Raw genomic sequence first — 13,253 nt, 5'->3', positions numbered from 1 at the left:
ATCTTTTAAGTTAGAGTACAAATATAGGATAAAAAAATTAAAAATCAAAGTCGAAGTCGTTTAACTCATCCAGCTTTGAGGTTTCATCTTCTGTTAATTCGGTTTGCAGAGCTTCGGCAGTAGCTTCAGAACCAGTTCCCCAGAGGTCGCCCAGAAGTTCCGCAATGCTGTTTTTCTGATTGGGTTCAAAGTCGGCAAAAGCTCTTCGTAAAAATACTACCGAGCGGAGAAATTCATCATTATCCAATTGTTGTACATAAAGGTCAAGTTCTTTCCAAAGCGACACTCTTGAAAGCAAAGCATAACGATTTCTGCCCGAAAGCCCTTCGAACCAACTTGCTCCCAAATCGGCTGGAATTCCTGGAGAAAGCCTTCTGGAAACTTCCTTGGCACAATCTTCTTCCGAAGCTAAGTTGTGTTCTAACAAAATGGAGAAAGCAACTCCTGAAAGCCGAGCATTCAAATCATCACGCCAAGCAAGATGTGAAAGTTCTTTTTGCCAAGTTTCAACATCTACCAAATCATATTGTTGCTGTGAAATAAATTCCATCGTGTTGATTGCTTGTAGTACATTTGTTGAGGCTTTATCATCACAAGATGAGGCATCTACAAGCAAAAGAGAAGCTCTCAAAAACAGTTGTTGGAGAATAGGTTTCAGAGGCTCCAAATCAAATTGCCGAAGGTCACCGTATTGCACCAGTACAGCCAATTCGTGTGCAGCATTTGCGATTTGCGTAAAGCTGTTTGAATCAACAAGTAAACGCTGAAGTGTGCTAAGAGCATTTTCAAATAGGCTTGTTAGATGGCATTCGCACGCTTGTCGGACAATGGTTGCTACAACTGATATATCATCAGATTCGTTTAGCAATTCCTTTAAGTGAAAAGCCGCTGCAATTTCAATGGTTTCTCCTTTTAAGTTAGCTTCCACAATTTGGATTTCCACTTCGGGAGACCATTGTAATATCCATTTTTCAGCCCAAGTGGCACTATCTTGTGATGTTCTTTGTTCTTCCGCAAAAAGAATTCCTAAAACTCTTAAACGATGCAAGAAAATAGAACGATTCAGGTCAATAAAGGCAGCTTCTTTGGTTTTTACTTTCAGATTTTCACGAAGGTCAAGAGCTAATTCCTGAGCCACAGCCGATTTGTACTGAGTGAGTTTCAGGCGTTTTAGTTCCTGATTCATATTCTCCTGTACTGGTGTTTGACTAATACCTTCTGGCAGACTTCCGATAGCTGTTCCAATATCCACTTTATTAATGGCTTCCGCAACAGGAGATAATTCTCCGCCACCAAAGCACGTGGTTACAGCATCGTGTAAATCCTTCAGAACAGGCATTGTGCCTCCACGCATTGCAGTTAAGGCATTTGCCAAGCGGATAGCTTCGATAACACTCGCCGACGAAGCATTGTCACCTTTTTCTCGGAGTTCTTTCGCTACTTTTGAAAGATACACAGCTGATAAATTCTGCAAATTATTACTTTGCATAGCTTGCCACATCAACTCGAAGTAATACGGAGCTTTATTTCCTGCTCCGTAGCCTGTTCTGCTACTCAAACGCAAATAGGAGTAGGGCATAAGAGTAAGCTGGGAGGTGGCTCGGGGTAGCTTTTTAAGCTCATTATCAGTCATAGCAGGCAAATCACTATGGATACCTGCCAGATGGTACGCCCCAACAATCACAACAACTTCTTCGGGTTTGTATGAAGTTAGTGCTTTTTCAATTTCTCGCTTCATATAAGATTCCCGAATCAGATTGTAGGAGAAATCGTAAGGAACTGATTCATATTCTTTTTCTATGACAAGTTCCCGAATTTGTTCAGACTGATAGCCCAATCCCTGACGAAAAATATCTTCATTTAAATTGTGTTCAAAGTTTCTCTCCCAGTAACTTTCATAATCTGTTTCTTCGTAGCGTTTGGCGAGTTGGTCGTATAATCCGTTGTGAAAAGAATAATAATTTGCGATTTTTTCATTGTCCTCTTCCTGATTGCGTTCTTGTCGGAGTTTTAACATAATTTCCGAAGGCAAGTCAATAAAACGCACATCAAGTTTTCTTTTTGCACCCCAGCAAATGGCTTGATATTCGGGAGAATAACTCGCAAAAGGATACAAAACAGTTTCAATGGGCAACTCTGTAGTGTAACCAAGCATCGCAATGGGCGGTTTCACACCTTTTTCGGCAATATGTGAGATTAGATTTGTAGCATCGGACGGACCTTCAATCAAAATGCATTTTGGCTTGTGTTTTTCCAAAAATTTCAGAAGATGAAAAGAAGCTCCAGGCGACAAATGGCGAACTCCAAAAGTATTCATATTGAATTACTTATTATGATTTACAATTGAAAATAATTTTCTTTTAAAAAATATAAAATTCTGAATAAAGAGCAGTTTTTACCCGTTCATTTCTGTACATCGGTTATAAAGTTCTCGCCACGACGCACCCCGTTTTTTCATTACATTTTCAAGATATTCTTTCCAAACAAGTTTGTCTTTGTCTTCATCTTTCACGATAGCTCCTTGCAGTCCTGAAGCTAAATCTTCATCTGTTACTGAACCACTTCCAAAACTTCCGGCAAGAGCCATACTGTTGGTGATGAGTGATATAGCTTCTGCGGTGGAGATAACACCACTTGGAGATTTTAATTTTTGTTTTTCATCCAAGGTCATTCCTTTTCTCAATTCTCGGAAGATAGTAACAATTTTTTCAATAGCTTCGTTAGTTGGCAAACTTGCTTTTAGTTGATAATTGTTAGAGATTTCCGCAACACGTTTTGTAACGATGGATACTTCGGTTTCGAGCGTTGCCGGAGAAGGTAACACGATGATATTGAAGCGTCTTTTTAAGGCAGAAGACATTTCGTTTACGCCTCGGTCGCGTGTATTTGCTGTGGCAATAATGGAAAATCCGCGTTGGGCAGAAAGTTCTTTGCCGAGTTCGGGAATTGCAATTGTTTTTTCGGACATAATTGAAATTAAGGCATCTTGAACCTCTGAAGCACATCGTGAAATTTCTTCAAATCGGGCTACGGAACCTGTTTCCATCGCTCTGTAAATCGGGCTTTTAATAAGAGCTTCATTAGAAGGACCATTTGCCAGCAACATTGCATAATTCCACGAATAACGAATGTGTTCTTCACTGGTGCCTGCCGTTCCTTGAATTACTTTGTTGGAGTCACCACAAATGGCAGCAGTAAGGTTTTCGGAAAGCCAAGATTTGGCAGTTCCGGGTTCACCGATAAGCAAAAGAGAGCGGTCAGTGAGCAAAGTGGCGATAGCAATTTCAACTAAGCGATTGTGCCCAATGTACTTAGGAGTTATATCAACGCCGTTTGCCTTTCCTCCGACTATGAATTTGAGCACAGCTTTGGGCGATAGTTGCCAGCCAAAGGGTTTTTCTTCGTTTTTGTCTTCTGCTTTGAGGGCTTCTAATTCGTGTGCGTATAGCAGTTCGGCAGGAAGTCGTAGTGCATTTTCTTTATTATTTGACATATTTTGTATTGTTTTTTTAATTTATTGTGTTACTTTCATCAGGAAGAGGAACTTGTTTTCCTGTTTTTTTATCTATTGGCATTTGTGCATTTACATTTCGTAGGTAATCCGAAAGAATTTTTGATAATTCTTGTGCTTTTTCGGGATTTTTATCTGAAATATCATTCTTTTCTCCTATATCATCAGCTAAGTTATAAAGAGTTTTCTGCTGTGTGTTATGGTAGTAAATTAGTTTGTAATCACCTTTACTAATGGCACTTGAAGGGGCGATTGAGAGTTCCATATTGGTATCAAACCACTTATTGGGCAAGTGCCAAAACAGACTTCTGTCATTGAAAAAGTTTGATTTTTTACCTGACAATAAAGGTAATAGGCTTTTACCGTCAATGGTTTGAATGGTTTTGTAATTGGTCAGTTGTGCCATTTCCAAAATTGTGGGGAAAAGGTCTTCTATTATCACTTTTTCGTGTAAAGTTTTAGACTTAACTTTTTTATTATGAGATGAAATAATCAAAGGAATACGTATCCCTCCCTCGCGAAGCGTTCCTTTTCCGCTGGATAAAGGAGCATTACAACTGTTGGGAGAAAGCCCACGTCCCAAAGCGTCTAATCCGCCATTATCAGAAAGAAAAATAATCACTGTGTTTCTGTCAAGTTTATTTTTCTCCAAATAGTCCATTATGTCGCCGAGACTTTTGTCCATTCCTTCAATTAGAGTGGCGTACTGAGCTTCAATAAGATGCATTCCTTTGTCGAGATATTTTTGCAGAAAACGCTTATCTCCCATAATGGGAACGTGAATGGCATAATGCGACATATGTAGAAAAAAGGGTTTGTTTTTGGGACGTTTGTCCAACATTTTTAAAGCCTTTTGTGTAAGAGCTTCTGTTATGAAAATATCTTTTCCGTAGAATTCTTGAAGTCCAGGTACGGCAAAATAACTTGACTTGTATGGGGTATTTCCGAAATTAGCCTCTCCTTCATACGATTGAAGTCCGCCTGCGGCGTGTCCTGCGACGTTTACGTCAAAGCCTACATTGAGCGGGTCAGCACCGGGAGTTCCCATTGAAGCGAAATGTGCTTTTCCCACGTGAATGGTGTGATAATTAGCTTGTTGCAAAATTTCAGGAAGAGATGTTGCGTAAAACGTATTTGGGATGTTAGGCTCTGTGGCAAGCCCGTTTACATTCCAATTTGGGAATTCTAATTCTTCATCTTTTCCGTCTGTGGATTTGTTATACTCTAATGTCCAGTTAGTTACTCGATGGCGAGCCATACTGCTTCCTGTTAAAAGACTAATCCTCGATGGCGAGCAAATGGGGGTAGCGTACGCTTGTGTGAACTTAATCCCTTGATTTGCTAATCTTTCCATATTTGGAGTTTGGTATGTACTGTTGAAATGCGTTTTTTCTTCAGCAAAAGGTACAGATGTATCTTGCCAACCCATATCATCCACAATGAAAAGAATTATGTTTGGTGGTTGCTGTTTGTGTGCGTGATTTTCCTTTAAGGAAGAACAACCAACGAGTATAAAACATAGAAGGAAAAACCGAAGCATAATAAAAAATTAATGAAAATTGTGTGTTCGTTTTGCAAAAATACATTTTTATTTAATTTTGCCCATACAAACTTCGAGAAATTGAACTTTTTAGCACACATTTATTTATCGGGAAATGATGACCTTTTGAAGATAGGAAACTTTATTGCCGATACCGTTCGAGGAAAACAGTATTTGGATTATCCGGAAATGATGCAAAAGGGAATTTTGCTCCATCGGAAAATAGACACTTTCACAGATGAACATCCCATTTTTAGACGAAGTAAAAAACGATTAATTACCGAGTTTGGGCATTATTCAGGAGTGATTGTTGATATTTTTTACGATTATTTTTTGGCTAAGAATTGGCAAACATATTCAAAAATGCCTTTAAATGAATATGTTCAGAAATTTTATGCTTTGTTACAAGAACACAAACATCTGCTTAACGAACGTGCTAATTATTTGATTTATTATATGATAAAGGAAAATTGGTTGGAAAGTTATCAAACTGTGCAAGGAATCGAAAAAATATTTTATCAAATGGACAGACGCACCGATTTTCGCTCTAAAATGCAGTTTGCTCCGCAATTCTTACAAAACAATGAAACCGATTTTGAACAGGATTTCTTTCAATTCTTTTCAGATATTTCTAAGGAAATCAATGTTTTATTAACAGATAAGTAAAGAATCTTGAAAAAAGCCAAACTAAAATTTTGAAATTCTAATTTGGCTTTTTTATTATTTATTTTTGACTTTCAATTTCTTCTGCAATTTCGTTATACACTTCCATTTTTGTTTTCTCGTACAAATTCCTGAATTTCTCAGCGTATTCTCTCGGGAATTGCGTCCAAAAACCAACATCTTTTATTCTGGAAAAAGCGTAAACGTAAGTATTTTTTGGCACTTTTTCAATGGAATCATAAATCATTTTGAATTTATCTTTGAAATTTTGTTCCATTATGACTTCATACAATGGGATTCGCACATCGTGTGGCACTTTTAGGAGTACAATTTCAATCAAATCACGCACTTTTTCTTTATCAGACTCCATTTTATTAACGATAAAAAGAGCTTGGAGGTGTGAATAATCCCATTTTTTGCCATTTTTAATGTAATTTGAAAAAAATTCTATCCATCTCGGGTCTATTTTGTCGCTATAAATTTCCAACTCGTTGTAGTGGAAATTTTTATTATTTGTTAAAAGCCCGTAGAAGTTACTCATTGAAATACTCTTTTCAAATTGCGGACTGAAAATATCAAAAATCTTTTCTTTCGGATAGAAATTCACAGCTTTGCTAAAGTAATTATACCACGCCGAATAATACCAATTTTTTGATGGAAGATTATCAACATTTCGTTCATAGAAATTAACTACACGATGCTTGTCAAATGTGTTAAGAGCTTCGGTGATTTTTGAGTGTATTGTATCGTCATAATGATGGAGTTTTGCTTTTTTGATGAATTCCGCATAGGTTTTATCGGTAAAAATTCGCTCAAAAAAGTCATAAACCTCAGGATAATCCTTATTTTTGAATAGTTCCATATCGGTACAGAACCTATCCATAGCATTATTAAGTGCTTTTTGGTCGGATTTGTCTATATTTAGTAATTCTTCAAAGTGAATTAGCACCAAATTGTAAGTTTGTTTGAAGAAAAACGGAATTTTTCCGATAGAAAGAGCTTCCGCCAGAAGTGTTTGATTGGTTTTATTCTTACTGTTGGCGTACAAATTGTACAATTTTTCTAAACTTGAATGCGTTCCTATTTTTGCCAATGCACGGTAAGCAGCTCCTCTGACGGTTTTGCTTTTATCACTTGTCAGATTTATTATAAATTCCTCATTTTTAGCGTCATTACTCAAGATGCTAATGGCTTCGGCTTGCAGATTTGGCAAAGTTTCCTGAAAAATCTTTTCGATTATTGTTGGAAGTTCGCTGTATTCAAAACGGCTTAGCAATCGCAAACGACGCACGTTTTCAGTTTTATCTTCATATTTGAATCCTTCCACCAAAAAAGGTACAATTGCTTTTCCTACCATCAGTGAAATAACTGCCCTTTCGATGTAATCACATAAGTCAGAATACTTGTCCGCCAGAGCGATATTCAAATAAGGAAAAGTGCGTGAATCTTTGAAAATTTTGCGTTCAAAGGCATCTGTCAGAATCTCCAAACGACCTGAATTACTTGTAGTTAAAGCCTGAATTACAGGTTTTAGTTGCAAATAAGAAAATTCAGTATTTACTTGCGAAAGCGGAACGTTTGGCACTTGTTCTCTTTGTGTAACATCAGCCTCAACGGTCTGTCCTTGAGTATATAACACTGAATATAAAAGGGTTGAAATTCCCATCAGTTTTTCTGCTGATTGTTGGCTATCTGTTTGAATCAGTTCTTCAATATCTTTCGCTAATTTGGCAAAAACAGGAGCTTTTTCGCCTAATTTATTGAGTGTCGGGATATGTTTTTGCAAACGAGGGTCTCCTTTGGCGAATTTGCTTCCTGCGATAAATAATCGATTGATTTCTTGTTGTAAATTATATAATATTTCCATTATTTCGTTTTTAGATTTAGTATAGCAATCGGATGATTTTATCATTTGTTATCAGCGACATTGGTTGTGCTGAAAGTAGCCCATTTTGCACATCATTATTCATCATAACCGTTAAAGCAAAACCTTCCGTATTTGAAGGTAAAATGGTTCTCAGGCTGGTGGTTGAGGATATTTGTTGGTTTTCAATATCTTTGAGTGTGAGCTTGTTACCATTTTTATCTTCTACCACCAAATTTTCTCCGTTTAGATAGGCTTTATCAATGGAAATCAATACCACGGGATTTTTGTCCATCAAAGGATTTTTGATTGTATTTTTCACAGATTTAATCATTTCTGCATAGTTTTTAGCTGAAAATGATATGATATTGCTAAGGTCTGTTTTGGTAATTTTTCTTTCTGTAAAGTTGCCATTTTCCCAACGAATACGCGGATTTTGGTCGCCAGGATAAATGTATAAATCCTTGATTTGCAATATGTCAAAATGGCTATTATCTTCTTTTATGTATTTTGTGGCACGGTACGGACGATAATTCTTTGTTTTGTATATCTTTCCCGTTTTCAGATTTAGCCAAATGCCTTCATCAACATACTCTCGCCTTGCCTCATTGTCATAACTGTTGAATGAAAGTTGTACCAATTCCGCATTTTCTTCGTACAATCCGTATTGCATTAACTCAATTAATTTCCAAACGTAGCCAATTTGTTCTTCTATGGCAGAATCCAACTCGGGGTTTCCTTCGGGGTTTTCTTTGCGTTGGTTGAGGTAATCGGTGGCTTTTTTCAGTAAAGCAGATAGGTAATTTATCTGATTTACTACATTGGTATATTCCTCATTAGTAACGTTTTCCAATTCCAAAAGCAAGTTATTAAATCCAGATTGAATTCCCCCAATATAATAATTACCAAGTTCTTTTATTTGTGATTGCAAGGTACGTTGCAGTTTGGCATCGACAGAGGAAAGCCCCGTGTGTACAATGTCTTTCAGTATTTTTTGCCCCAGCTCAATGCCAGTGAGTTGCGTGTCTATCTTTTTTACAAAGGAAGCCTTATTGATTTTCTTTGGTTTTTCGGCTTTTTCTTTGACAGATTCTTTCTCTTGGGCTTTCTTTTCTTGTTTTTTCTCTATTTTTTCCCGTTTCGATAGGATATCCTCAGGAACATCGGCTGTGATAAAGGCTTTATCGTCCAATTCATAACAATAAAGCAACCCGATGGCGTGTTTGCAAGGAAATTGCCTACTGGGGCAATTGCAGCGAAATACGGGATTGTTCGCATCAACATAATCTGCCGAACAATAATACGGATTTTTTCCGCTTCCGGCACATTCTCCCCAAATTAAGTTTTTTTCTGCTGAAATTTTCAGGTTGGCAAATTTGTTCTTTTTTGCTAAATCGCGTCCTTTTTTAGCTGCTTCCGCATTAGGAGCGAGTTCTTCTATTTTTTTCTGTGTAATTTCCATAATGTATGTCGAATTACGATAGTGTTTGTTATTTATGAATTTAGTTAGAAATATTGAATTCTGGTAAAAATAGTTACAATAGATGCTCAGCCAATACGCGTTCAAGTCCCTGAGTGTCTGTGTATGTCTTGAAAAGAATTTTTCCTTCAGGTGAAATCAGTGTAAGTGTTGGAAACGCTTGTAATCGATAAACTTCAAGTGCTTTTTTGTTTTTTTCATCAGAAGTAAAAACCAAATTCCAAGGTTTGTTAAAAGGTGGGTCAAGATATTTTTCTTTCATACCTTCTGTTTCAAACAAATGGGCTTGCTGTTCTAAATGTGTTTCTTTTGGTGATGGCGTGATAGAAAGTACATCTAATTGTTTAGCATATTTTTCATAGATTGAATCTATTTCAGGACGTGTGGATATGCAAGCTCCGCACAGTGGAGTCCAATAGTACATAAGCAGATATTTCCCTTTGTAGTCCGAAAGAGAAACTTTTTTCCCAGTTGAGGAAGTTAGTGTAAATTTTGGAGCTTGTACGCTAACACTCACTTTTTGTTCTTTTTTTAGAATCTGTGCAAAAAGCTTTCCGTAGTACGAAGATTTTACTTTGGGGTGTAGCTGCTGGTGATGTGCATTCCCTTGCTGGTAATCCCAAGAATAACTGGTTGTTAAATACATAAGTACGGCAAACTCACTATCTTTAACGTTTTTAGCAATGGAATCCATCAAGTTGTGATAGGTAAAATCATTTTGTAATTTGCTGTATTCTTCGTATAACCTATTGGCGGTTTCATCATCATTATTTTTGATTGCTTCTTTTATTTTCCTTGAAAAGTTACTTTCTTCGTATTCCTTCAAGAAGAAAAGATTAGCAAATCGAGCATACAGAGGAATGTCGTAAACCCCTCCTTTTATTGAAGAATGAGTATCCTTTTTCTTTGTCAAAGAAATAGTTTCTCCTGGCTTTGCGAAAAAGACAAATGTATTACGTTCGTTACTGTTTTTTGAATTGGAATGAGTTAATTGATAGTACTGTGAGTGTTTGGTGGGAATTATAAGTGAAAATGAATTATCTTGATTTGCTATAAATGTTTGATTTTTAACTTTTTCAAATTCAGATATCGTCCAAGGGCGAACCAATAGAGTATCTCCCTTTTGAAGATTTTCAATTTCTCCTTTCAATACAAAAGAATTTTTGTTTTGAGCAAAAGTTCCAAAGCTTAATAAGATAATGATAATCAGCAAAAAATAATTTTTCATATGTGGTATATTAAATTACAGCTTGAAAATAATGGGATATGTAAAGGTCAAAGGCACTTTTTTTCCATCTTGCCTTGCAGGAATTAATTTAGGAATAAAAGAGAAAATCCGACGAGCCTCATATTCAAACTCTTTGTGACGAGTATAAATGTCAAGAATGGTAATGCTTCCATCCGTGTTGATACGAAAAGTTACATTCACACGCCCTTGAATTTTTGACTTAGCAGCTTCTTCAGGATATTTGAAATGAGTTTCAACAATTCTGTCCAGATTTCTTTTGAAGCATTGCTCTTGTTCTTTTCTTGAGACATTTTCACAAGAAGTAAATAGAACAAAGCTATCCAAAGGTCTTGTTTCATCGTAAACTTTTTCTTCTTTTTCTTTCGATGCTAAATCAGATGTTTCTTGAGCGTAAAAATCTTGAAATGAGATAATTGATAATGCAATGATGAACAAAAGATTTTTCATAAACATATCGTATTAATTGTGAAATAAATGGTTTCTCTGTTTGAGCAAAGTTAATATTTTTTTATAAAATTAATAAAAAAGAAGATGAAAATTTCAACTAAATAATTTTTCGGTGTTACAAATGACAAAAGACTAAAAAAAATCAGTTCTAATTTGTATGTCTTTCATTAATAAATTAATTTTGCTCTTTGAAAAACGAAAATCTATGACACAAAAAAGCGATTTTTTAAAATATCAGGCTCAAACATCGCCCTCTCCAATGTTATTGGAAGTTTCTCACGCAAAAGGCAGTTACATCTACACTACGGACGGCAAAAAATATCTCGATTTTGTAGCGGGAGTTTCGGCGTGCACGCTCGGGCATTGCCATCCTAAAGTTGTAAAAGCTATTCAAAATCAGGCAGAAACCTATATGCACGTGATGGTTTATGGAGAATATGTTCAAAAACCCGCAGTGGATTTCTGCAAATTGTTGGCAGAGTATCTTCCTGAAAATCTGGATACTACCTATTTGGTAAATTCCGGAACGGAAGCTATTGAAGGTTCGGTAAAATTGGCAAAACGAGCCACCGGACGCACGCAAATGATAGCAGCGAAAAACGCCTATCACGGTAATACACAAGGCTCAATGAGCTTGATGGGATATGAAGAACGCAAACAGCCTTTCCGTCCGCTTATTCCTGATGTGGATTTTATCGAATTTAATAATGAAGCTGATATACAGAAAATTACGCATCGTACGGCGGGTGTGGTTTTAGAAAGTATTCAAGGCGGTGCAGGATTTATTGAACCACAAAATGATTATCTTCTGAAGGTTAAAAAACGTTGCGAAGAAGTGGGTGCGTTGCTTATCATTGATGAAATTCAGCCCGGATTCGGAAGAACAGGGAAACTATTTGGTTTTCAGAATTATGGCTTTGTTCCGGATATAATCGCAATAGGAAAAGGAATGGCAAGCGGAATGCCGGTTGGGGCTTTTGTTTCGTCTCACAAACTGATGAAATTGCTTTCTCACTCTCCAAAATTGGGGCATATTACCACTTTTGGCGGAAATCCGGTAATTGCGGCGGCATCATTGGCAACTTTGCAAGAACTTTTGTCCACCGATTTGATGAAGCAAACGTTAGAGAAAGAAAAATTATTCCGAAAATATTTGCAACATCCACTTATTGAGAGTATTAACGGGAAAGGATTAATGTTGGCTGTTATTGTGAAATCAGCAGAAATTGCCAATCACGTGGTGCTTTATTCTCAAGATAAAGGCTTGATTGTGTATTGGTTATTGTTTGAAACGCGTGCCGTTCGGCTTTCTCCGCCATTAACTCTAAGCGAAGAAGAAATAAAAGAAGGTTGTGATATTATTATCGAGGCTCTGAACGATTGGCAGCAGAAAAACTCGTAAATAATTGATTAATAATGAAAAAGATTGAAGTTAATACATAAAAATAACTTCAATCTTTTGTTTTTGTGAAAGAATTTATTTCTTAAAATTATCTTTCGGTTTTCATCAAATATTTTTTCGGAGTGATTCCGTACTTCTTTTTGAAAGCGGCAATGAAATGACTTGGAGTACTGTATCCTACCTTTATACTTACTTCATTGATATTTAGTTCTTTACTCTCTAACATTTTTCGAGCGACTTCCATTTTGTAATCAAACAAAAAAGCATAAACCGAATCGCCATAAATTTGTTTGAAGCCTTCTTTTAGTTTTTTGATATTCAATCCTATTTCGTTGGCTAATTCTTGCAGGCTTGGCGGTTCAGCCATATGATTGATAATGATTTCCTTAGCCCGATGAATTTTTGAAATACTTTCCTCGTCTGCCAAAAACGGACATTGTTCAATATCAGCCTCATTGGAGCGATTGAAATACAAAGCCAGCAATTCATAAACTTTTGCTTTCATATAAAGAGGTTGCAGATTTCTCTGAAAATTTGCGTGCAACATTTGATGCAAAACCACCATCATCGCAGGCGAAATACTGTCTTCATTGTAATATTTTTTGTCTTTGTTTTCCAAACTTAAAAAATCAATGTATCCGGCTTCACTTGAAAATAAAGAATGAAATTTATGAATTGAAATCAAAAGTGAGATAATTTGTGATTTCGGAGCCGTAACTTGGTGTAACGGAAGTACTTTCTGCGGATTGTAAAGCAGTAACATCCGTTCGTTGTTAAGCGGAATTTTGTAATGCCCTTCATTGAACAAAAAATGAGATAATCCTTTGATATTGAAGTGAATTTGAATAAAATTCTGATTAATTTCTTTTTTAAATTCAATATTTTCGTGAGTATCATTTTCCGTTTTGATGAAGATAATATCCTTGTCAATGATAAGTACATCTGAGGTACTTTCTGCGGTATTTTTTGAAAATAGAAGCTTCAAATTTTCCATATAAATTTATTTAGATTTATTCTATATTTCACTGTAGTTATTTTATGTATTCTTCTGATAATTATGAAGATATGTGCAAATATAAAACAAAAAAATGAAAGAC

10 protein-coding genes are annotated in these 13,253 nt (G+C 36.2%); 2 read left to right on the top strand and 8 right to left on the bottom strand.

The genetic code is table 11. From position 1 onward, the window contains the following. Positions 1-37: 37 nt before the first annotated feature. The 3 genes from CGC58_RS02580 to CGC58_RS02570 form a co-directional block, all read right to left on the bottom strand. Positions 38-2,317 carry a DUF5682 family protein gene (locus CGC58_RS02580; RefSeq protein ID WP_095894990.1) on the bottom strand — a complete coding sequence of 760 codons (2,280 nt, stop codon included), beginning with the start codon at positions 2,315-2,317 and terminating at the stop codon, positions 38-40. 78 nt (positions 2,318-2,395) lie between these two features. After that, on the bottom strand, positions 2,396-3,493 hold the full coding sequence (locus tag CGC58_RS02575) for an ATP-binding protein (RefSeq protein WP_095894989.1): 1,098 nt from the start codon (positions 3,491-3,493) through the stop codon (positions 2,396-2,398). A gap of 16 nt (positions 3,494-3,509) precedes the next feature. Next, positions 3,510-5,051 carry a sulfatase gene (locus CGC58_RS02570; RefSeq protein WP_095894988.1) on the bottom strand — a complete coding sequence of 514 codons (1,542 nt, stop codon included), beginning with the start codon at positions 5,049-5,051 and terminating at the stop codon, positions 3,510-3,512. An 81-nt stretch (positions 5,052-5,132) separates the two neighbouring features. Here CGC58_RS02570 and CGC58_RS02565 point away from each other — a divergent pair, with 81 nt between their 5' ends. Further along, positions 5,133-5,717 (top strand): acyl carrier protein phosphodiesterase, encoded by a 585-nt coding sequence (locus CGC58_RS02565; RefSeq protein ID WP_095894987.1) that lies wholly within the window; start codon positions 5,133-5,135, stop codon positions 5,715-5,717. 58 nt (positions 5,718-5,775) lie between these two features. On the opposite strand, the gene CGC58_RS02560 is transcribed toward CGC58_RS02565, so the two are convergent. The 4 genes from CGC58_RS02560 to CGC58_RS02545 all read right to left on the bottom strand — a co-directional run bounded on the left by CGC58_RS02560 (position 5,776) and on the right by CGC58_RS02545 (position 10,754). Continuing rightward, positions 5,776-7,581: a HEAT repeat domain-containing protein gene (locus tag CGC58_RS02560; protein ID WP_095894986.1), complete on the bottom strand. Its 1,806-nt coding sequence runs from the start codon at positions 7,579-7,581 to the stop codon at positions 5,776-5,778. Between the two features lie 16 nt (positions 7,582-7,597). Beyond that, positions 7,598-9,043 carry an SWIM zinc finger family protein gene (locus tag CGC58_RS02555; protein WP_095897077.1) on the bottom strand — a complete coding sequence of 482 codons (1,446 nt, stop codon included), beginning with the start codon at positions 9,041-9,043 and terminating at the stop codon, positions 7,598-7,600. A gap of 70 nt (positions 9,044-9,113) precedes the next feature. Beyond that, the gene (locus CGC58_RS02550) at positions 9,114-10,286 is read right to left on the bottom strand and encodes a peroxiredoxin family protein (RefSeq protein ID WP_095894985.1); all 1,173 of its coding nucleotides are present in this window, start codon (positions 10,284-10,286) and stop codon (positions 9,114-9,116) included. Between the two features lie 15 nt (positions 10,287-10,301). Further along, positions 10,302-10,754, bottom strand: a complete 453-nt coding sequence (locus CGC58_RS02545; RefSeq protein WP_157909179.1) for an energy transducer TonB — start codon at positions 10,752-10,754, stop codon at positions 10,302-10,304. A 205-nt stretch (positions 10,755-10,959) separates the two neighbouring features. On the opposite strand from CGC58_RS02545, the gene CGC58_RS02540 reads away from it, so the two are divergent. Continuing rightward, on the top strand, positions 10,960-12,156 hold the full coding sequence (locus tag CGC58_RS02540) for an aspartate aminotransferase family protein (RefSeq protein WP_095894983.1): 1,197 nt from the start codon (positions 10,960-10,962) through the stop codon (positions 12,154-12,156). 88 nt (positions 12,157-12,244) lie between these two features. On the opposite strand, the gene CGC58_RS02535 is transcribed toward CGC58_RS02540, so the two are convergent. Further along, positions 12,245-13,150 carry an AraC family transcriptional regulator gene (locus CGC58_RS02535; RefSeq protein ID WP_095894982.1) on the bottom strand — a complete coding sequence of 302 codons (906 nt, stop codon included), beginning with the start codon at positions 13,148-13,150 and terminating at the stop codon, positions 12,245-12,247. Positions 13,151-13,253: the final 103 nt, after the last annotated feature.

Source organism: Capnocytophaga stomatis (genome assembly GCF_002302635.1).
In the GTDB taxonomy this organism is placed as follows: Bacteria; Bacteroidota; Bacteroidia; order Flavobacteriales; family Flavobacteriaceae; genus Capnocytophaga; species Capnocytophaga stomatis.
Note: the sequence above shows the minus strand (reverse complement) of the source record. Positions and strands in the feature narration are given on the sequence as shown.